29 protein-coding genes are annotated in these 18,620 nt (G+C 44.1%); all 29 read left to right on the top strand.

Annotated elements, in window-relative coordinates; genetic code table 11:
* Positions 1–404: 404 nt before the first annotated feature.
* Positions 405–1,022, top strand: coding sequence for an outer membrane beta-barrel protein (locus tag ICL07_RS30095; RefSeq protein ID WP_188091764.1), 618 nt, complete (start codon positions 405–407; stop codon positions 1,020–1,022).
* A 2,281-nt stretch (positions 1,023–3,303) separates the two neighbouring features.
* Positions 3,304–3,609 (top strand): 30S ribosomal protein S10, encoded by a 306-nt coding sequence (gene rpsJ, locus ICL07_RS30090; RefSeq protein WP_012789286.1) that lies wholly within the window; start codon positions 3,304–3,306, stop codon positions 3,607–3,609.
* Between the two features lie 193 nt (positions 3,610–3,802).
* Positions 3,803–4,420 (top strand): 50S ribosomal protein L3, encoded by a 618-nt coding sequence (rplC, locus tag ICL07_RS30085; protein ID WP_188091763.1) that lies wholly within the window; start codon positions 3,803–3,805, stop codon positions 4,418–4,420.
* Position 4,421: 1 nt separating this feature from the next.
* On the top strand, positions 4,422–5,060 hold the full coding sequence (gene rplD, locus ICL07_RS30080) for a 50S ribosomal protein L4 (RefSeq protein WP_168871748.1): 639 nt from the start codon (positions 4,422–4,424) through the stop codon (positions 5,058–5,060).
* Positions 5,061–5,129: 69 nt separating this feature from the next.
* A complete protein-coding gene (gene rplW / locus ICL07_RS30075; RefSeq protein WP_169228452.1) occupies positions 5,130–5,429 on the top strand; it encodes a 50S ribosomal protein L23 in 300 nt (99 codons plus the stop codon).
* Positions 5,430–5,518: 89 nt separating this feature from the next.
* Entirely contained in the window at positions 5,519–6,352 is an 834-nt protein-coding gene (gene rplB, locus ICL07_RS30070; RefSeq protein WP_188091762.1) for a 50S ribosomal protein L2, read from the top strand.
* 63 nt (positions 6,353–6,415) lie between these two features.
* On the top strand, positions 6,416–6,682 hold the full coding sequence (rpsS, locus tag ICL07_RS30065) for a 30S ribosomal protein S19 (protein WP_078666978.1): 267 nt from the start codon (positions 6,416–6,418) through the stop codon (positions 6,680–6,682).
* Positions 6,683–6,771: 89 nt separating this feature from the next.
* A complete protein-coding gene (rplV, locus tag ICL07_RS30060; RefSeq protein WP_078666979.1) occupies positions 6,772–7,122 on the top strand; it encodes a 50S ribosomal protein L22 in 351 nt (116 codons plus the stop codon).
* Between the two features lie 61 nt (positions 7,123–7,183).
* Positions 7,184–7,972 (top strand): 30S ribosomal protein S3, encoded by a 789-nt coding sequence (gene rpsC / locus ICL07_RS30055; RefSeq protein WP_169228455.1) that lies wholly within the window; start codon positions 7,184–7,186, stop codon positions 7,970–7,972.
* A gap of 49 nt (positions 7,973–8,021) precedes the next feature.
* Positions 8,022–8,441 carry a 50S ribosomal protein L16 gene (gene rplP, locus ICL07_RS30050; protein ID WP_078666981.1) on the top strand — a complete coding sequence of 140 codons (420 nt, stop codon included), beginning with the start codon at positions 8,022–8,024 and terminating at the stop codon, positions 8,439–8,441.
* A gap of 65 nt (positions 8,442–8,506) precedes the next feature.
* Entirely contained in the window at positions 8,507–8,707 is a 201-nt protein-coding gene (gene rpmC / locus ICL07_RS30045; RefSeq protein ID WP_078666982.1) for a 50S ribosomal protein L29, read from the top strand.
* 51 nt (positions 8,708–8,758) lie between these two features.
* Positions 8,759–9,019, top strand: a complete 261-nt coding sequence (gene rpsQ / locus ICL07_RS30040) for a 30S ribosomal protein S17 (protein WP_188091761.1) — start codon at positions 8,759–8,761, stop codon at positions 9,017–9,019.
* Positions 9,020–9,085: 66 nt separating this feature from the next.
* Positions 9,086–9,457: a 50S ribosomal protein L14 gene (gene rplN / locus ICL07_RS30035; protein ID WP_188091760.1), complete on the top strand. Its 372-nt coding sequence runs from the start codon at positions 9,086–9,088 to the stop codon at positions 9,455–9,457.
* A 197-nt stretch (positions 9,458–9,654) separates the two neighbouring features.
* Positions 9,655–9,993 (top strand): 50S ribosomal protein L24, encoded by a 339-nt coding sequence (gene rplX / locus ICL07_RS30030; RefSeq protein WP_188091759.1) that lies wholly within the window; start codon positions 9,655–9,657, stop codon positions 9,991–9,993.
* Positions 9,993–10,568, top strand: coding sequence for a 50S ribosomal protein L5 (gene rplE, locus ICL07_RS30025; protein WP_188091758.1), 576 nt, complete (start codon positions 9,993–9,995; stop codon positions 10,566–10,568). Before rplX ends, rplE begins: the two co-directional genes overlap by 1 nt.
* A gap of 20 nt (positions 10,569–10,588) precedes the next feature.
* Positions 10,589–10,858 carry a 30S ribosomal protein S14 gene (gene rpsN / locus ICL07_RS30020; protein WP_168806964.1) on the top strand — a complete coding sequence of 90 codons (270 nt, stop codon included), beginning with the start codon at positions 10,589–10,591 and terminating at the stop codon, positions 10,856–10,858.
* A 110-nt stretch (positions 10,859–10,968) separates the two neighbouring features.
* Entirely contained in the window at positions 10,969–11,367 is a 399-nt protein-coding gene (gene rpsH / locus ICL07_RS30015; protein ID WP_188091757.1) for a 30S ribosomal protein S8, read from the top strand.
* Positions 11,368–11,495: 128 nt separating this feature from the next.
* Positions 11,496–12,050: a 50S ribosomal protein L6 gene (rplF, locus tag ICL07_RS30010; protein ID WP_188091756.1), complete on the top strand. Its 555-nt coding sequence runs from the start codon at positions 11,496–11,498 to the stop codon at positions 12,048–12,050.
* A gap of 85 nt (positions 12,051–12,135) precedes the next feature.
* Complete coding sequence (rplR, locus tag ICL07_RS30005) at positions 12,136–12,489, top strand: 50S ribosomal protein L18 (protein ID WP_188091755.1); 354 nt, start codon at positions 12,136–12,138, stop codon at positions 12,487–12,489.
* A 51-nt stretch (positions 12,490–12,540) separates the two neighbouring features.
* Positions 12,541–13,059 (top strand): 30S ribosomal protein S5, encoded by a 519-nt coding sequence (rpsE, locus tag ICL07_RS30000; protein ID WP_168871756.1) that lies wholly within the window; start codon positions 12,541–12,543, stop codon positions 13,057–13,059.
* 103 nt (positions 13,060–13,162) lie between these two features.
* A complete protein-coding gene (gene rpmD, locus ICL07_RS29995; protein WP_078666992.1) occupies positions 13,163–13,348 on the top strand; it encodes a 50S ribosomal protein L30 in 186 nt (61 codons plus the stop codon).
* A gap of 133 nt (positions 13,349–13,481) precedes the next feature.
* Positions 13,482–13,928, top strand: a complete 447-nt coding sequence (gene rplO / locus ICL07_RS29990) for a 50S ribosomal protein L15 (protein WP_078666993.1) — start codon at positions 13,482–13,484, stop codon at positions 13,926–13,928.
* A gap of 78 nt (positions 13,929–14,006) precedes the next feature.
* Positions 14,007–15,347, top strand: a complete 1,341-nt coding sequence (secY, locus tag ICL07_RS29985) for a preprotein translocase subunit SecY (RefSeq protein WP_188091754.1) — start codon at positions 14,007–14,009, stop codon at positions 15,345–15,347.
* 148 nt (positions 15,348–15,495) lie between these two features.
* Positions 15,496–16,296: a type I methionyl aminopeptidase gene (map, locus tag ICL07_RS29980; RefSeq protein WP_188091753.1), complete on the top strand. Its 801-nt coding sequence runs from the start codon at positions 15,496–15,498 to the stop codon at positions 16,294–16,296.
* 148 nt (positions 16,297–16,444) lie between these two features.
* Positions 16,445–16,663: a translation initiation factor IF-1 gene (gene infA / locus ICL07_RS29975; RefSeq protein ID WP_012789309.1), complete on the top strand. Its 219-nt coding sequence runs from the start codon at positions 16,445–16,447 to the stop codon at positions 16,661–16,663.
* Positions 16,664–16,734: 71 nt separating this feature from the next.
* Positions 16,735–16,851: a 50S ribosomal protein L36 gene (gene rpmJ, locus ICL07_RS29970; RefSeq protein WP_073083232.1), complete on the top strand. Its 117-nt coding sequence runs from the start codon at positions 16,735–16,737 to the stop codon at positions 16,849–16,851.
* A 56-nt stretch (positions 16,852–16,907) separates the two neighbouring features.
* Positions 16,908–17,288: a 30S ribosomal protein S13 gene (gene rpsM, locus ICL07_RS29965; protein WP_078666996.1), complete on the top strand. Its 381-nt coding sequence runs from the start codon at positions 16,908–16,910 to the stop codon at positions 17,286–17,288.
* A gap of 114 nt (positions 17,289–17,402) precedes the next feature.
* Entirely contained in the window at positions 17,403–17,804 is a 402-nt protein-coding gene (gene rpsK / locus ICL07_RS29960; RefSeq protein ID WP_078666997.1) for a 30S ribosomal protein S11, read from the top strand.
* 153 nt (positions 17,805–17,957) lie between these two features.
* Positions 17,958–18,563, top strand: coding sequence for a 30S ribosomal protein S4 (rpsD, locus tag ICL07_RS29955; RefSeq protein ID WP_078666998.1), 606 nt, complete (start codon positions 17,958–17,960; stop codon positions 18,561–18,563).
* Positions 18,564–18,620: the final 57 nt, after the last annotated feature.

The following is an 18,620-nucleotide window of genomic DNA, read 5'->3' as shown; positions in this document are numbered from 1 at the left end:
GGTTTCCGAACGATCGTCCCTCCCGAAATCATCGACCCCAAACATGGAAAAAAAAACACAGGTGGGAAAAGATTTTTATGCAACAACATGCGCTTTGTTTTTGTTATAACCCTTAAGAGGATACGAAAACGACGAAAATTATCTTTTTTTTAACAAAAGGAATACTTATATGATTCATTTTCAGTACTTTTGTTTCAAGTTCAGATTTGATCCGAGCATGTGTCTGTGATTGTTTGTGAAGTTTTGTTAAGCTACCCATTATCCCCCTGCCGCTATATTTTTTACAGTTCATTATTCAGTAGCAATCTGCTATGGATGCAAACCTCAAACAACGATTTGTCGTTTTGCACGATCGGCATATTTATTCATTCAGCATGTTAAACGTTAAAACTAAAATGCACACTATGAAAAAAATTCGTCTCTTAACCCTTTTTGCTGTGGGCCTATTGATGGGATCAACTGTTAACGCACAAATCCAGAAGGGAAACATTATGGTGGGTGCCAATCTTACCAATATGAGTGTGACTTTTCAAAAAGAAAGCACTGCTTTCAGCTTTAATCTTTCCCCTAAAATCGGTTGGTTTATTAAAGATGGTTTGGCTATTGGCGGCTATGTTGAGTTTGGCGCCAATACCACCAAAAATAAAACAACGGACACCAGGGCTTCGAATACGAATTATGGGGTAGGTGCTTTCGCCCGTTATTTTGTGGAAGATAAAAATGTCCGGAAACTGGAGTTCTCCAAGAGAGTGCGCTTCTTTGCTGAAGCAAATGCCGGGTTTGCCGGACAAAATCCTGCCAGCGGTGCTTCTACCAATGGTTTTAACGTGGGCATCGGACCTGGTATTTCCTACTTTATTACACCGAATGTGGGCCTGGAAGGGTTACTCAAATACGATCTGACAGTAGGTGGCGGTAATTCCACTACGGCTAACCGCCTCAGCCTGGGCGTAGGCTTCCAGATCTATCTGCCTTCTGCTAAAGCAAAAGCGATCTATAGAGAAGAAAGAAGCGGAAAATAAGCTACTGGCAAGTAAATAAAAAGGTCCCGGTTGTCAATATGACTGCCGGGACTTTTTTTATTAGGAATCCTTATTGATAAAGTTGCCGGTGATTCCGGTCATATTTGAATAGAAAGGAAGCATTTACATTTGTAATGTGATCGGCTGGTGCTGATCATTGGGATTGCTGAAAACCAAAAAAAGAGTAAGCATTTAAGTAAATCGTTTGTTATGACTCTCGAACAATTTATCGCGCTGCTCCTGAAGTATTTTTGTGGTTGCCGTCATCGTGATGATGATGATGATGATCGTAGACACTGCCATCGCGGTTAGTCTCCCTTCATATTGCTCTTGAAAACCCGCTTGTTTGCCACCCCCCAGATCGCATTATCAATGAGAAACCGAAAACCATGTAAAAGCGTAGCTGAGATTAAACTCTTTTCCTATGGTCATCGTGTATTCCTACTTTTCCAAATGCATTTTTGCGTTGCTGATGTCTGCACTGGACGGCATCTGGCTAAAGAGCATGCTGTGTTTGTTATCCGCAGAGCCATGACTTAGGTCATGGCTTTTTATCTGGAAGACAAGTTGAACAAAATGCATGAAAGCATTTTGAATAAATGAACTGAACAGCTATTTTCTAATTCGAAGCTGCTATTTTGCAGAAGCGGTCAAAGACTTTGGCCCTGGGAATTGCCGAAAACCCATAATAGAGTAAGCATTATTATCTAATTTATCATTTTATGTTAAACACTATTCTCGCTGCTATCCTGAAGTTCCTGACTACAGTGGCAGGCGCCCTGTAACCTTTTACAGATAAGGGGAATATTATGTTCTCCATCACTGTAGAAAGATTTTTGTAATAAAAAAGAGGTCGTGATATTAATCATGGCCTTTTTTTTTTTACGGGTGAACTTCACTAATGGTAATTAGGATTCCTTTTTTTTGTGAGTTTGTATATACGATTCACCAGGCAGTGATGGGCAACAGCAGATTTCGTAACAGGCGTGTTCAGCGGGATGAACAAGATGGAAGTGGTTTAATTAAAATGAACAAAATGAATATACGTTATTAACTGAATAGCGCTTACTTTTAATCTGTTGGTTGCTTGTATGAAACCAATTGGGATCGCCGAAAACCATAAACAGAGTAGGCTTAACTGTCGTAATACCATTCTTATGAACTTACTGAATCAACTGCTGGCAACCATCGTTTCCTTGCTGAAATCTCTGCTGGGTGGCCTGTAATAGGCTTCTCCCGTGAGGGAACTGTTCTATCCTGTAGTGCACTTTTTTCCCTTACAACGCATTTAGCTCCGGGACTGGTTCCCGGAGTTTTTTATTTGTAATGATTAGTGCCGGGGATGACCGAAACCCCATCAAAGGATAGGCTTCACCGGTATAGTTCCATCTTATGGATAATAGTCTTGCTGATATCATCCATTGCTTACAAAATTCAATCAATAATCTGTTCTCCATGTTAGGCGGGAAAGGCTGGGATGGACTGGTCACTGGTAAGCATATCCGCAAATATCTGTATCGGTTAAACGCCGATATGTCGCTATGATAAAGGAATGAACAAAATGACTGAACGTGCTGAAAATGAATAAAATGAGCTCATGTTATTTAGCAGAGAGCATTTAAATTCGGCACCGGATGTTAACATTACTCCTGGGATTGCCGAAAACCAGTCAATAGAGTAGGCATAAACAATGAAAACCTAAAACTATGGATTTGCTGAACCAATTGCTCACACTGATCTTAGGATTAGTAAGATCTTTATTAGGCGGTATCGGTGGTGGTCTGCCTCTGTAAGAGGCAACCAGATGCACTGTATCTGCTTTAACTAATTCAGGAACCGCTTCATTTTGTTGCCTTTGGCACAGAATGGAGCGGTTGCCGTTTGGGGGATAGGAGAGAGGGTAATGCAGGCGCTTGCGTGGATGCCTCCTGACGGCCTCTTGCGGTCCCTGTTTTCCCACCCCAAAGCCAACGGCCGGCTGCATGTTCCCCCATTTTTCCGGCCGGCTGCAAAAATTTTTTGTTTTGATTTTTGTTTTCCTATATTTGTCAAAATGAGCATGTCAACTAAGCGTAAGACTTAAGACGCACAAAATGAATGTTTTCGGAGGCTTAACTGCATAATATCCGCACCCCACCATCTGTTTTCCCGTGACCATGGCAAACTTCTGCCGGGTATCTTTTTATTTTTTTCCTGAGATTTATTTGCCAATTCAAAAAAACCGGGTTACCTTTGCCCTCCCAAATTGTAAAGGGAAAAAACACGAAGAAGTTCATTGCATATGTCTCAGAGAATAAGAATCAAGCTGAAGTCCTACGATCATAACCTGGTAGACAAGTCTGCTGAGAAGATCGTTAAAACCGTGCGTAACACGGGCGCCGTGGTAACAGGTCCAATACCTTTACCTACAGAGAAGAAAATTTTTACGGTACTGCGTTCTCCGCACGTAAATAAGAAAGCGCGCGAGCAGTTCCAGTTGTGTACTCACAAACGTTTACTGGACATCTATACCTCCTCTTCCAGGACTGTAGATGCATTAAGTAAGCTGGATTTACCTTCTGGGGTAGAAGTTGAAATTAAAGCATAAGGACAACAGCAAGGCTGGGCAAAAGGCCCGCCTTTTACTGATTTATGGTTATTGGTTGATTTTCAATCAATAACAATTTTAACACATAACACATAGGTCGCGCCTTCTGGGCGGCCGCCCAATAAATGTATTTAACCGCCCATCCTGGGGATAGCTGGAAATCCCCCAGGCGCTGGGTAAAATCATATATAAAATGAAAGGTATTATTGGTAAAAAGATTGGTATGACCAGTATCTTCGAGTCCAATGGTAAGCAAACTGCTTGCACCATTATCGAAGCAGGTCCCAACGTTGTAACACAGGTAAAAAGCCTGGAATCAGATGGTTACAACGCAATTCAGGTTTCTTTCGGTGAGAAGAAAGAAAAACACACTACAAAAGCTGAGCTCAATCACTTCGCGAAAGCAAGCACCTCTCCCAAACGTTTTGTTAAAGAATTCCGCAACCCGGACGTACAGAAAGCCCTCGGTGAAACTATCACCTGCGAAATCTTCGCTGAAGGTGAATCTATTGACGTAGTAGGCACTTCCAAAGGTAAAGGTTTCCAGGGTGTTGTTAAACGCCACGGTTTTAGCGGTGTGGGTGAAGCTACCCACGGTCAGCACGACAGAAGCAGAGCTCCTGGTTCTGTAGGTGGTTCCTCCTATCCTTCCCGCGTTTTCAAGGGCATGCGTATGGCCGGCCAGACAGGTAACGAAAGAGTGAAAGTGAAAGGTCTGAAAATCCTGAAAATATTCCCTGAAAAGAATTATATCCTGGTAAGTGGTTCCGTTCCCGGCCACAATGGTTCAATCGTTTTAATCCAGAAGTAACATGCAACTCGATATTTTAAATATAGAAGGTAAGAAAACCGGAAGATCCATCGAACTTCCTGAGGAGATCTTTGGTGTTGAACCTAACAACCACGTGATCTACCTGGCTGTTAAACAGTACCTCGCCGCTCAGCGTCAGGGTACCCACAAGGTGAAAACCAGAGCTGAAGTAAAAGGTGCTTCCCGTAAACTGCACAAACAAAAAGGTACCGGTGGCGCCCGTAAAGGTAACATCCGTAACCCTCTCTATAAAGGCGGTGGTACCATCTTTGGACCTAAACCTCATGGTTGGGGCATCAAACTGAACAGAAAAGTGAAAGATCTCGCTAAGATCTCCGCCCTGTCAGTAAAAGCTAAAGAAAACAGCATCATCATCGTTGAAGATCTGGCGCTGCAGGCTCCTAAAACCAAACAATTCGTTGGTATCTTAAAGAACCTGAACATCAATGTAGACGGTAAGAAGACTATGTTCATCACGCCGGAATACAACGATAGCGTTTATCTGTCTTTAAGAAACATCCCTACTGTTGACGGAGCAATGCTGAGCGATATCAATACCTATGATATCATGAACAGCAACTACCTCGTGTTCACAGAAAGCGCTGCCAAAATCTTCACTGAAGAGCCGGCTGAAGCGTAAGGTGTTGTAAACCAATTCAATAACAAAGCTACAAAGCTCACAGCTTAAAAGCTATAAGCTATAAAGAAGATGAAACTTTCAGACGTTTTAATCAAACCGGTAGTAACCGAAAAGGTGAATAAAGCCACCGAAAAATTCAACCGCTACTACTTCATTGTTGACAAAAAAGCCAACAAACTGGAGATCAAAAAAGCAGTGGAAGAGTTCTACGGTGTAACTGTACAGGACGTGAATACTGCCGTAATGCCGGGTAAAGCTAAATTCCGCTTTACTAAAGCTGGCTTCATCGCAGGGAAAAAACCGTCTTTCAAAAAGGCGATCATCACCCTCGCATCTGGTGAAACTATAGATCTGTATGCTAACATGTAGTGCCTTTCCGGCCTGAACAGCCGGATCGTGGATGTATATACAGATCATCGATTTATAATTATCAATAACATTTAACTTTTTAGGAAGTAATGGCACTGAAAAAGTTCAAACCAATGACGGCCGGTACCCGCTGGAAAATAGGCAACGCTTACGCTGAGCTGACCACGGATACCCCCGAAAAAAGCCTGCTCGAGCCCGCTAAAAGAAGCGGCGGTAGAAACGCTCAGGGTAGGATGTCTATGCGCTACATCGGTGGCGGTCACAAGAAAGCATACCGTGTAGTAGACTTCAAACGCGAAAAAATTGATATCCCAGCTACTGTTAAATCTATCGAATACGATCCAAACCGTAGTGCTTTCATCGCCCTGTTAAGCTATGCAGACGGTGAAAAACGTTATATCATCGCACCACAAGGCCTCCAGGTAGGCGGTACCGTTGTTAGCGGTCCAAATGCTGCTCCTGAAGTAGGTAACGCCCTGCCGCTGAAAAATATGCCGCTGGGTACCGTGGTACACAATATCGAACTGCAGCCTGGTAAAGGCGGTGCTATCGCAAGAAGCGCCGGTGCCTATGCCCAGCTGTCGAACAAGGAAGAAAAGTACGCTGTACTGAAAATGCCTTCCGGTGAACTGCGTAAAGTGCTGAACACCTGTATGGCAACTGTAGGTACTGTTTCCAACTCCGACCACGCCCTGCAATCTATCGGTAAAGCAGGTGCCAACCGTTGGAGAGGTATCCGTCCCCGCAACCGCGGTGTGGCAATGAACCCTGTCGATCACCCGATGGGTGGTGGTGAAGGTAAATCTTCCGGCGGCCATCCGAGATCCAGAACAGGCAAATATGCGAAAGGTCTGAAAACCAGAAAACCGCATAAGAGCTCTGATAAACTGATCATCAGCAGGAAAAACGGTAAAAAATTATAATATTTCGGAATTCGGGTCCTGCTAACCCGGGACCCAAATTTGAAAAATCATAAATAAGAAGACATGGCTCGTTCCATAAGAAAAGGTCCTTACGTAGACCAGAAATTAGAAACTAAAGTTGAAAAAATGAACGCTGGCACCAAGCGCACAGTTATCAAAACCTGGAGCCGCCGTTCTACTATTACGCCTGATTTCGTTGGTCACACTTTCGCTGTTCACAATGGCAACAAATTCATTCCGGTTTATGTAACGGAATTTATGGTAGGCCACAAACTCGGCGAATTTGCTCCTACACGTAACTTCAGAGGACACGCTAACAAGAAAATGTAAATTATAGTCTGCCGTTTGTGGTTTGAGATACTTCAAACCATCTCAAACACCAGACATCAGACATTAAATAATAAAAGAAATTAATAACAATGGAAGCAGTAGCTAAGCTGAATAATAATCCGACATCCACCCGCAAAATGCGTTTGCTCGCAGACTTAATCCGTGGTCTGGATGTGGAGAAAGCTTTGAATATTTTGAAATTCCATCCAAAGCACCCCAGCGTTCCGTTGGAAAAACTGCTGGTATCCGCTATCGCAAACTGGAAAGTGAAGAATGAAGGTGCCCGGGTAGAAGATGCCAACCTGATCGTTAAAACTATCTTCGTTGACGGCGGCCGCACCCTGAAAAGAATGCGCCCGGCTCCGCAAGGCAGAGGTTACCGTATCCGCAAGAGAAGTAACCACGTTACGATTGTGGTAGATGGTAAAAATGCACAATAAGCGTTTCATACCAAAGAGATAGAAATTAAAACTATTAAACTAATAGACAAATAACCAGAACATGGGTCAGAAAACAAATCCTATTGGTAACAGGTTAGGTATCATCAGAGGATGGGACTCTAATTGGTATGGCAGCAAAAAAGATTTTGCTACCAAACTGATCGAAGATAACAAGATCAGAACTTATCTGAACGCCCGTATCAATAAAGGCGGTATCTCCAGAGTTGTGATTGAAAGAACTTTAGGTAAGCTGATCGTCACTGTACATACCTCCAAACCTGGTATCATCATAGGTAAAGGTGGTAACGAAGTTGATCGCATCAAGGAAGAGCTGAAAAAACTGACTGGTAAAGAAGACGTACAGATCAATATTCTCGAAATCCGCCGTCCTGAAATGGATGCCAACATCGTTGCTGAAACTATCGCTAAACAAATTGAAAGCCGTATCAACTACAAACGTGCTATCAAAATGGCGATCGCTACTGCACTGAGAATGGGCGCAGAAGGTATCAAAATTAAAGTTAGCGGCCGTCTGGGTGGTGCTGAAATCGCCCGCGCTGAAGAAGTGAAACAAGGTCGTGTGCCCCTGCATACTTATCGCATGGACATCGACTACGCTTCCCTGTTCGCTTTAACCGTATACGGTAAAATCGGTATCAAAGTATGGATCTGTAAAGGTGAAGTACTGGGCAAACGTGACCTGAATCCGAACGTACTGACCGGTAAAGAAGGCGATAACCGCGGCGGTGGACGTGAACACGGTGGCGAAAGAAGAGAACACGGCGAAAGAAGAGATCATCGTGGTGGCGACAGAAGAGGCGGTGAAAACCGTGGCGGTGGCCGCAGATAATCCCTGCACCAATCATTAACAATTACTATTAACATTAACAATATAGACGATGTTACAGCCAAAAAGAGTGAAACATAGGAAGATGCACAAAGGCCGCATCAAAGGGAACGCTAAAAGAGGCGCTACCCTGTCCTTTGGTACATTCGGTCTTAAAGCATTAGAACCTAAGTGGATCACCGACCGGCAGATCGAAGCTGCCCGTGTTGCACTCACCAGACACATGAAACGTGAAGGTAACGTTTGGATCCGCATTTTCCCGGATAAACCAATCACCGCCAAACCACTGGAAGTGAGGATGGGTAAAGGTAAAGGTGCTCCTGACCATTGGGCAGCAGTAGTAAAACCAGGCAGAATTTTATTTGAAGCAGACGGCGTTCCCTTACAGGTAGCGAAAGAAGCAATGGAACTCGCAGCACAAAAACTGCCCATTAAAGTAAAATTTGTAACCAGCCGCGACTACGTTGCTTAATTACAATCAATCACTAATATATCCCGTTTACTGCCCCGGCCGTAAACGGACCAAATAAAATACAAATGGCAAAAGAAAAGCTGGATCTGAACGGCCTGAGCATTCAGGATCTCCAGGAGAAAATCTCTGCGGAAGAGCTGCGCCTGAAGAAAATGAAATTCGGTCATGCAATTACGCCCATCGAAAATCCCATGAGCATCCGCTCTGTGAGACGCGATATCGCCCGTATGCAAACCGAACTGCGTAAAAAACAACTGGGCTTCTAAGCATTCGTATAACAAAATTTACCTCCTTACCGAGGTTTAAATAATTCAACAATGACCGAAGAAAGAAAATTAAGAAAATCCAGGATTGGTGTAGTAGCCAGTAACAAAATGGATAAAACCATTACTGTGAAGGTGGAACGTAAAGTAAAACACCCGATCTATGGTAAATTCGTTAAAAAAACTACCAAATTCATGGCGCACGACGAGAAAAACGAGTGCAGCATCGGCGATACCGTGAAAATCATGGAAATCCGCCCTCTGAGCAAAAACAAATGCTGGAGACTGGTAGAAGTTATCGAAAAAGTAAAATAATTTATCAAAGTTTTCAAGCTGCTGCCGGCTTCCCCGGCTTCAGCCGCTGATTAAAAACTCATTACGATGATACAACAAGAATCAAGACTGAGCGTAGCTGATAACTCCGGTGCCAAAGAAGTACTTTGCATCCGCGTACTCGGCAACTCCGGTCAGGACTACGCTAAAGTAGGCGATAAAATCGTGGTAACTGTAAAGGACGCAATTCCTGGCGGCGGTGCCGCTAAAAAAGGTATGGTTACTAAAGCGGTAATCGTAAGAACCAAAAATAAATTACGCCGTAAAGACGGTTCCTATATCCGTTTCGACGATAACGCGGTTGTACTGCTCAATAACTCAGACGAACCACGCGGTACCCGTATTTTCGGTCCGGTTGCCCGTGAACTGAGAGACAAGGGATATATGAAAATTATCTCCCTCGCTCCTGAGGTATTATAAATTTTGAAATTTTGATATTTCTGAATTTTGAAATATAGCGATTTTGGGATTTACGAGTTTGGTGATTAAATCAAAAAATTCGTAAATCCCAAAATCTGAAAATATTTCTTATCTTTGCAGCCCGTTTGCAAAACGAGACAAAACATTAATCAAGCGAAACAATTGTTTCGCTTGGCGTTTATAAATAAATCAAAGTGATGAAAACTAGATTTAAGCCTAAATTCAACATTAAGAAGGGCGACCTGGTTGCGGTGATTGCCGGCGACGACAAGGACAGGACCAAAGCACGCAAAGTGCTGGAAGTTCAGCCAGAACAAGGCCGCGTTCTTGTAGAAGGCGTTAACATTATTACCAAGCATACGAAGCCGACTGCCCAGAACACCAAAGGTGGTATCGTAAAACAGGAAGCTCCGATTGCAATCTCCAACGTGATGCTGTGGGATGCCAAAGCTGGTAAACCTACCCGTGTGAACAGACAGCGGGAAAACGGTAAATTAATTCGTATCGCTAAAAAATCAGGGGAGGTAATTAAATAATGGCAAACACTAAATATACTCCAAGACTGCAGAAAAAATACTTCGATGAAGTAGCTCCTGCACTGATGAAGAAATTCAACTACAAAAGCGTAATGCAGGTACCCCGTCTGGTGAAAATTTGCCTGAACCAGGGTATCAACGGCGCTGTAGGCGATAAAAAACTGGTGGATATCGCAGTGGACGAAATGAGCCGTATCTCCGGCCAGAAAGCTGTGGCTACCCTGTCCAAAAAGGATATCTCTAACTTTAAACTGAGAAAAAACATGCCTATCGGCGCCCGCGTTACACTGCGCAGCACCAACATGTTTGACTTCCTGGACCGCCTGGTTTCTGTTTCCCTGCCTCGTGTTCGTGACTTCAAAGGTATCAACGAAAAAGCCTTCGACGGTCGCGGTAACTACACCATGGGTATCACCGAACAAATCATCTTCCCTGAAATCGATATCGATAAAGTAACCAAAATGTCCGGTATGGATATCACTTTCGTTACTACGGCTAAAACCAACGAAGAAGCTTACGAGCTGCTGAAAGAAATGGGTATGCCGTTCAGGAATATGAAAAAAGATAATCAGTAATTCGAAACGATAATATAATTATGGCAAAAGAATCCGTAAAAGCCAGACAAAGGAAAAGAGAAGCCATGGTAGCAAGATTCGCTGAAAAGCGCGCTGCCCTGAAAGCTGCCGGTGACTACGCAGCACTGGACCAACTTCCTAAAAACGCTTCTCCTGTTCGTCTGAAAAACAGATGCCAGCTGACCGGTCGTCCTAAAGGATACATGCGTCACTTCGGCCTCTGCAGGAACATGTTCCGTGACCTGGCCCTCGCAGGCAAAATCCCTGGTGTAACTAAAGCCAGCTGGTAAAATTCAATTTCAATATTTGAATATTTCAATATTGAAATAAAAAAGTTATTTGATTCCCATCTCTTTCGATTGGATATCGCATTGTAAACATTATTCAAACTATTTAAACAATGGTTACTGATCCAATAGCAGACTTCCTGACTAGAATCCGGAACGCGCAAATGGCCACCCACAGAATTGTGGAAATCCCAGCATCCAAGCTGAAAAAACGCATTACAGAAATTCTGTACGATAAAGGCTATATCCTGAAGTACAAATTCGAAGAGGACACTAAACAAGGCGTTATCAAAATAGCCCTGAAATACGATCCTCAAACCAAAGAGCCCGCTATTAAAGAACTGCAACGCATCAGCCGTCCAGGTCTGCGCCAGTACGCTAAACCAGACGAGTTCAAACGCGTTAAAAACGGGCTCGGTGTGGCTATCATCTCCACTTCTAAAGGTGTAATGACTGATAAAGAAGCTAAAGCTCAAAACGTTGGCGGCGAAGTAGTTTGCTACGTTTACTAATATATTGGCTTACCCGGACTTATCAGTCGGGGTAAGCCCAAACAGTTATCTGACAATTAAGCTTTCTATACGGCGCTGAACACGGATAACTGCCCAAACAATATCAAAAATATACTTAAACTTAAGTTATGTCACGTATAGGTAAAGCTCCTATCAAATTAGCCAGCGGTGTTACTGTATCAGTTTCCCCGGCGAATGAAGTTACTGTAAAAGGTCCTAAAGGTGAACTGAAAAGAACCATCGACAGAGACCTGAAAGTAGAAGTGAAAGACGGAGTATTGACTGTAATACGTCCTACAGACCAGATCCGCCACAAAGCACTGCACGGTTTAACCCGCGCACTGATCGCTAACATGGTTGCTGGTGTTACTGACGGCTTCAAAAAACAACTGGAACTGGTGGGTGTAGGTTACAAAGCGGCTAACAACGGTCAACTGTTGGACCTGGCGCTGGGTTACTCTCACAACATCGTTATCGAAATTCCTAAAGAATTGAAAGTGGCTACCCTGACTGAAAAAGGTCAGAACCCTAAAATTATGCTGGAAGGTATCGATAACCAACTGCTGGGTCAGGTAGCGGCTAAAATCCGCAGCCTGCGTAAACCTGAGCCTTACAAAGGTAAAGGTGTTCGCTACAGCGATGAAGTGGTTCGTAAGAAAGCTGGTAAGTCAGCAGGTAAATAATTTTTAACTAGCTAATCAGCCCACCGGCTGGTTAGCTGGTTTTAACATATCCCGGCAGCATCGGGATAATAAAATAAAACTCACAATGAGCACAAAAGTTAGCAGAAGGGAAAAGATCCGCTACCGCATCCGTAAAAAGATTTCCGGTACTGCCAAAACGCCAAGATTGTCTGTATTTCGCAGTAACAGCGATATCTATGTACAGCTGATCGATGATACCAACGGTACTACCCTGGCATCAGCTTCTTCCCGTGATAAAGATATCAAGGCACAATCCGGTACTAAAACCGAAAAATCCAGACTGGTAGGTATGGCCCTGGCTCAGAAAGCCATCGCTTTAGGCCTCACTGCCTGCGTTTTCGACAGAAGCGGATATTTATACCACGGCCGCATTAAAAGTGTAGCTGACGGAGCAAGAGAAGGCGGTCTCCAGTTCTAATCCTGGATCCGAATTTTTATCATTCTGAACAAGTAATTCTTATAAAATAAAATGGCAAAGAATTCATTCAATAAAGTAAAGGCCGGTGATCTGGAGCTGAAAGAAAAAGTAGTGGCGATCAACCGTGTTACCAAAACCACCAAAGGCGGTCGTACTTTCAGTTTCTCCGCTCTGGTTGTTGTAGGTAATGAAAACGGCGTGGTAGGTCATGGCCTTGGTAAAGCTAAAGAAGTACAACAGGCTATCACCAAAGGTATCGATGATGCTAAAAAGAACCTGATCAAGGTTCCGGTGATGCATGGTACTATTCCTCACGACCAGTTCGCGAAAGAAGGTGCTGCCAAAGTATTGATTAAACCGGCTGCTCATGGTACCGGTGTAATCGCTGGTGGTTCTATGCGTGCAGTGCTGGAAAGCGCAGGCGTTACCGACGTACTGGCTAAATCCCTGGGTTCTGCCAACCCGCACAACGTGGTGAAAGCTACTTTCAAAGCACTGGGCCTGTTACGCGAACCCATCAGCGTAGCCAGAACCAGAACCGTTTCCCTGAAGAAAGTTTTCAACGGATAATCTCCTCCTCAACAGGCGATTATCCGGAGCTAACATATATTCCCGGAATATTGAAACTCATTATTAACAATTAAATTACTCCGCCTTCGGCGGATAGGGGTTTATGGCAAAGATTAAGATCACTCAAGTGAAAAGTGGTATAGACCGTCCTGAAAGGCAGAAACTGACCTTGAAAGCACTGGGGCTGACTAAAATGAACGCTACTGTTGAAGTAGAAGCTACTCCTCAGGTACTCGGAATGGTTCGTAAAGTAGACCACCTGGTAAAAGTAGAAACAGTAAACGCTTAATAATAATTAAGTAACACTGCTGTGGGATTGTCTTTTGATAATCTTACTTTTACATTTGTAACTTTACAAAGTCATACTTTTTACAATTTAAATGCGAGCGGTTAATTTCCGCGTAAGTAAAAACAATTAAACTATGAATCTGCATTCATTAAAGCCTGCTAAAGGCGCCGTACATAAAGAAAAACGTCTCGGACGTGGTGAGGCTTCCGGTAAAGGTGGTACTTCTACAAAAGGTAACAAAGGTATCCAGCAACGCGCCGGTTACGCCAGCAAAAGAGGCTTTGAAGGTGGCCAGATGCCAATCCAGCGCCGTATGCCTAAACGCGGTTTCAAAAACAATAACCGTGAGGAATACACCATCTTCAACCTGGGTCAGATTGACCACTTAGTTGAAAAATATGGCCTGCAGGAATTCAACCTCGAAAACCTGTACATGAACGGCCTGGTTAACCGGACAGCTAAAGTTAAAATCCTGGCTAACGGTGAACTGAAATCCAAGGTGACTGTTAAAGTAAACGCTATCAGCGAAAAAGCTAAACAGGCCATCGAATCAACAGGTGGATCAGTAGAACTGGTATAAGACTTTACGACTGAGGAGACGCCTACGGAGTAGTGCGTCTTTTCATATTTAATAGCGCTATTAAACCTTTATCTTCCTGTGAAGAAATTTATCGAAACGATTAAGAATATCTGGAGTATCGAGGACCTGCGTAATCGCATCTTAACTACCCTGCTCCTGGTCCTCATTTACCGTGTTGGATCGTATATAGCCTTGCCCGGTATTGATGCAAACGCGCTCAGCAACTTTGAAAAAAATTCTAACCAGGGCATTCTGGGCCTGGTGAACATGTTCGCCGGTGGATCGTTTTCAAGAGCCTCTATTTTTGCGTTGGGTATCATGCCCTACATCTCCGCTTCCATTGCTATCCAGTTGCTGACGATAGCAGTTCCTTACTTCCAGAAACTGCAGAAGGAAGGTGAAAGCGGCCGCAAAAAAATCAACCAGTATACCCGCATACTTACAGTAGTGGTAACCGGATTCCAGGCAAGTGCTTACGTAGCTTATCTCCGTAATCAATCAGGTGGCGCTATTATTCCAGAATACGGTACCTTCTTCTTCTGGCTCTCTACCACCATCGTCCTCACGGCAGGTACCCTGTTCGTGATGTGGCTCGGTGAAAAGATCACAGATAAAGGAATTGGTAACGGTACTTCCATTATCATCATGATGGGCATCCTCGCCCGCCTCCCGCAGGCACTGATCGGAGAATTCTCCGCTAAGGTGGCCGGCGCCGGCGGCCCGATCCTCTTCCTGATCGAAATCGCGGTGTTTATCATGATCACCGTTGGGCTCATCCTGCTCGTTCAGGGTACCCGGAAAATTCCCGTTAACTACGCCAAACGTATTGTGGGCAACAAACAATACGGCGGGGTTCGCCAGTTCATTCCCCTCAAGGTGAATGCTGCCGGTGTAATGCCGATCATCTTTGCCCAGGCCATCATGTTCATCCCTGCTACGGCTATCGGTTTCGCTACCAATTCTGAAAGCGCTTCCAGCTTTGTCCGTATCTTCAGTGACCATACCAATGGCTGGTACAACCTGATCTACGCTGTACTCGTGATTGTATTTACTTATTTCTATACTGCATTGATTTTCAACCCCACTCAAATGGCGGATGAAATGAAACGCAACAATGGATTCATCCCCGGTGTTAAACCCGGGAAAGCTACCGCCGATTACATCGGTGCTGTGATGGACCGTATTACCCTCCCGGGAGCATTTTTCCTGGCAATCGTGGGTATCATGCCAGGTCTGGCGGCCGCATTCAAGATTAACAGCAACTTCGCTACCTTCTTTGGTGGTACTTCCCTCCTGATTATGGTAGGGGTTATCCTGGATACGCTGCAACAGATCGAAAGCCAGCTCCTGATGCGCCACTACGATGGCCTCATGAGCACCGGCCGCATCAAGGGCAGAACCGCCCCGGCTAATGCATAAGTTATTGTCGCCCGGGCGCCCCGGCGCCTGATGCGCACAAACGCAATAAAATAGCCACAAAAGCTTTCACGCTTTGGTGGCTATTATATTTTGTCTGAGCCGTCAATTGCCCCTCAAAAGGCCGCTGACAGCTAAAAGCATACAAAAGATGATTCACTATAAGACGAAGGAAGAAATAGAGCTGATCCGTAAAAGTGCCCTGCTCCTTAGTGCTGCCCTGGCTGAAGTGGCCAAAGCGATGAAACCAGGTATGAGCACACTGGAGGTGGATGCGGTGGCAGATCAGTTTATCGTGGAAAACGGGGCTACACCCTCGTTTAAAAACTATAAAGGTTTCCCCAACGCCTGCTGTATCTCGGTGAACGAGGCGGTAGTACACGGGATTCCCAATAAATACGTGCTGAAAGACGGCGATATCATCACCGTTGACGTAGGTGTGTTTATGAATGGTTTCCATGCCGACAGCGCCTATACTTTCGCCATCGGTAACGTGGCAGAAAATGTACGCCGCCTCATGGCCGCCACTAAAGCTTCCCTTTACAAAGGCATCGAAAAAGCAGTGGTAGGTAACCGTATCGGCGATATCTCCTACGCTATCCAGGAATATACGGAGAAAGAACGCGGTTACGGCGTGGTAAGGGAACTGGTAGGACATGGCCTGGGCCGTCACCTCCACGAAGATCCCCAGGTGCCTAACTACGGTAAACGCGGTAGCGGCCCGGTGATGAAGGAAGGCCTGGTGATCGCCATTGAACCGATGATCAACCTCCGCACCAAAGATGTGGAATACCTGGAAGACGGCTGGACCGTGGTTACCCGCGACAGAAGTCCTTCCGTTCATTTCGAACACACCGTGGCGGTAGGAAAAGGTAAGCCGGATATCCTGTCTTCCTTTACAGAAATCGAAAAAGCAGAAAAAAACAACCCGGAACTGAACACAAATTACTAAAATACGTTAGTGTATTTGATTAATAGTGAAGGGGTTTTGAATAAAGAAAGACAGGCATTGATAACCGGACCGGCAATATTAATAATAATCGAGGTAAATTTTTCTATTTCAAAAGATAAATGCTATCTTTGCAGTCCTAAAAATTTTTATGGCAAAACAGGCACTCATTAAACAGGATGGAATAATATTAGAAGCCTTGTCAAACGCTATGTTCCGTGTAAAACTGGAAAACGGGCACGAGATCCTGGCCACCATTTCTGGAAAAATGAGAATGCACTATATACGCATTCTGCCAGGAGATAAGGTGGGAGTGGAGATGAGCCCGTACGATTTGTCAAGGGGCCGTATCATTTTCCGATACAAATAAGAGACAGGACCCGGACGCGAGCAAAGGCAGATAATTAAACAAAAAATATAACCTTTTATAAAATAATCATCATGAAGGTAAGAGCTGCAATCAAAAAAAGAAGTGCGGATTGTAAAATAGTTCGTAGAAAAGGTGTTCTGTTGGTGATCAACAAAAAGAACCCTCGTTTCAAACAACGTCAGGGATAATAACATCCCCCGGAATTTGATTTTTTAATCAGAATCATAAAATCTAAAATATAAATATGGCACGTATAGCCGGTATAGATCTTCCTAAAAATAAAAGAGGAGAAATTGGCCTCACCTATATCTTTGGTATAGGCCGTTCTACCGCCCAATATATCCTGAACAAGGCGGAAATTGATGTAAACAAGAAAGTGAAGGATTGGAATGACGATGATCAAGCTGCCATCCGTAACATTATCAACGGCGAGTTTAAGGTAGAGGGTCAACTGCGTTCTGAAGTACAAATGAATATCAAGCGTCTGCTGGATATCGCTTGCTACCGTGGTCTGCGTCACAGGAAAGGTTTACCGGTAAGAGGTCAGCGTACACGTACCAACAGCCGTACCCGTAAAGGTAAACGTAAGACAGTGGCTGGTAAGAAAAAAGCAACTAAGAAATAATAAATAAAATCCCAGGTTGAAATCCCAAATTCCCAGACGAGGGGTTTGGTCTCGATGTCAACAGGAATCGGAAGATTTGGGATCTGGAATTTCATATTTGGAATTTAAATAATTATGGCAAAAGCAAATAATACAAAAACTGCTGCTAGTAAAAAAAGGGTAGTAAAAGTAGACAACTACGGAGACGTACACATCTCCGCCAGCTTCAATAACATTATTGTGAGCATCACCAACAAACACGGTCAGGTTATTTCCTGGTCTTCTGCTGGTAAAATGGGCTTCAGAGGTTCTAAAAAGAACACTCCGTACGCTGCTCAGCTGGCTGCACAGGATGCTGCTAAAGTTGCTATGGACGCCGGTCTGAAAAGAGCAGATGTATTTGTAAAAGGCCCAGGAGCTGGTCGTGAAAGCGCTATCCGTGCAATCGCTAACTCCGGTATCGAAGTGAGCATGATTAAAGACGTTACGCCTTTACCGCACAACGGTTGCCGTCCTCCTAAGAAAAGAAGAGTATAGTCAGCTATTATAACAGATTCCAGATACCGGACTTCAACCGAAGTTGGGTATCTGGAATCTGTAATTTATATTTATAATTGGGTGTATGATCAGGTTTTCAGATTTTTTGAAGAGCATACATCATTAACTAAAAAATCTATTTATATTTAAATCATGGCAAGGTATACAGGCCCAAAGACCAAAATTTCCAGAATTTTTGGCGAACCAATCTTAGGTAATGGTAAATACTTAGGTAAAAACAGTAACCCTCCGGGTCAGCACGGTGCTAACCGCAAACGTAAACAACTGGGCGAATACGCACTGCAGCTGAGAGAAAAACAGAAAGCCAAATACACTTATGGCCTGCTGGAAAAACAATTCCGCAACCTGTTTGACGAAGCTACCCGCAGAAAAGGTGTTGCCGGTGAAGTATTGATTAAACTGCTGGAAGCACGTCTGGACAACACCGTGTTCCGCCTGGGTATCGCTCCTTCCCGCCCTGCTGCCCGTCAGCTGGTATCCCACAAACACATCACCGTTAACGGTATCGTGGTTAACACACCTTCTTTCCAACTGAAACCAGGTGATGTTATCAGCCTGAAAAACAAAACCGCCAACAATACCGCTCTGACCAGCGTTATTCGTGGTAAAAATCCTAAATTCAGCTGGCTGGACTGGAATGAAAAGGAAATGAAAGGCGTATTCATTGCTTATCCTGAGAGAGAGAGCGTTCCTGAAAACATCAAGGAACAACTGATTGTAGAATTGTACTCTAAGTAATAAATATTAGTCCATGGCTATTGCCATGGACTAACTTCATATTTAAACTAATAAATC

It is taken from the genome of Chitinophaga qingshengii (assembly GCF_014529935.1).
Lineage (GTDB): Bacteria > Bacteroidota > Bacteroidia > Chitinophagales > Chitinophagaceae > Chitinophaga > Chitinophaga qingshengii.
Note: the sequence above shows the minus strand (reverse complement) of the source record. Positions and strands in the feature narration are given on the sequence as shown.

Coding starts and splice junctions, on each gene's coding strand:
- ICL07_RS30095 (WP_188091764.1), top strand. CDS start 405: ATGAAAAAAATTCGTCTCTTAACCCTTTTTGCTGTGGGCCTATTGATG.
- rpsJ (WP_012789286.1), top strand. CDS start 3,304: ATGTCTCAGAGAATAAGAATCAAGCTGAAGTCCTACGATCATAACCTG.
- rplC (WP_188091763.1), top strand. CDS start 3,803: ATGAAAGGTATTATTGGTAAAAAGATTGGTATGACCAGTATCTTCGAG.
- rplD (WP_168871748.1), top strand. CDS start 4,422: ATGCAACTCGATATTTTAAATATAGAAGGTAAGAAAACCGGAAGATCC.
- rplW (WP_169228452.1), top strand. CDS start 5,130: ATGAAACTTTCAGACGTTTTAATCAAACCGGTAGTAACCGAAAAGGTG.
- rplB (WP_188091762.1), top strand. CDS start 5,519: ATGGCACTGAAAAAGTTCAAACCAATGACGGCCGGTACCCGCTGGAAA.
- rpsS (WP_078666978.1), top strand. CDS start 6,416: ATGGCTCGTTCCATAAGAAAAGGTCCTTACGTAGACCAGAAATTAGAA.
- rplV (WP_078666979.1), top strand. CDS start 6,772: ATGGAAGCAGTAGCTAAGCTGAATAATAATCCGACATCCACCCGCAAA.
- rpsC (WP_169228455.1), top strand. CDS start 7,184: ATGGGTCAGAAAACAAATCCTATTGGTAACAGGTTAGGTATCATCAGA.
- rplP (WP_078666981.1), top strand. CDS start 8,022: ATGTTACAGCCAAAAAGAGTGAAACATAGGAAGATGCACAAAGGCCGC.
- rpmC (WP_078666982.1), top strand. CDS start 8,507: ATGGCAAAAGAAAAGCTGGATCTGAACGGCCTGAGCATTCAGGATCTC.
- rpsQ (WP_188091761.1), top strand. CDS start 8,759: ATGACCGAAGAAAGAAAATTAAGAAAATCCAGGATTGGTGTAGTAGCC.
- rplN (WP_188091760.1), top strand. CDS start 9,086: ATGATACAACAAGAATCAAGACTGAGCGTAGCTGATAACTCCGGTGCC.
- rplX (WP_188091759.1), top strand. CDS start 9,655: ATGAAAACTAGATTTAAGCCTAAATTCAACATTAAGAAGGGCGACCTG.
- rplE (WP_188091758.1), top strand. CDS start 9,993: ATGGCAAACACTAAATATACTCCAAGACTGCAGAAAAAATACTTCGAT.
- rpsN (WP_168806964.1), top strand. CDS start 10,589: ATGGCAAAAGAATCCGTAAAAGCCAGACAAAGGAAAAGAGAAGCCATG.
- rpsH (WP_188091757.1), top strand. CDS start 10,969: ATGGTTACTGATCCAATAGCAGACTTCCTGACTAGAATCCGGAACGCG.
- rplF (WP_188091756.1), top strand. CDS start 11,496: ATGTCACGTATAGGTAAAGCTCCTATCAAATTAGCCAGCGGTGTTACT.
- rplR (WP_188091755.1), top strand. CDS start 12,136: ATGAGCACAAAAGTTAGCAGAAGGGAAAAGATCCGCTACCGCATCCGT.
- rpsE (WP_168871756.1), top strand. CDS start 12,541: ATGGCAAAGAATTCATTCAATAAAGTAAAGGCCGGTGATCTGGAGCTG.
- rpmD (WP_078666992.1), top strand. CDS start 13,163: ATGGCAAAGATTAAGATCACTCAAGTGAAAAGTGGTATAGACCGTCCT.
- rplO (WP_078666993.1), top strand. CDS start 13,482: ATGAATCTGCATTCATTAAAGCCTGCTAAAGGCGCCGTACATAAAGAA.
- map (WP_188091753.1), top strand. CDS start 15,496: ATGATTCACTATAAGACGAAGGAAGAAATAGAGCTGATCCGTAAAAGT.
- infA (WP_012789309.1), top strand. CDS start 16,445: ATGGCAAAACAGGCACTCATTAAACAGGATGGAATAATATTAGAAGCC.
- rpmJ (WP_073083232.1), top strand. CDS start 16,735: ATGAAGGTAAGAGCTGCAATCAAAAAAAGAAGTGCGGATTGTAAAATA.
- rpsM (WP_078666996.1), top strand. CDS start 16,908: ATGGCACGTATAGCCGGTATAGATCTTCCTAAAAATAAAAGAGGAGAA.
- rpsK (WP_078666997.1), top strand. CDS start 17,403: ATGGCAAAAGCAAATAATACAAAAACTGCTGCTAGTAAAAAAAGGGTA.
- rpsD (WP_078666998.1), top strand. CDS start 17,958: ATGGCAAGGTATACAGGCCCAAAGACCAAAATTTCCAGAATTTTTGGC.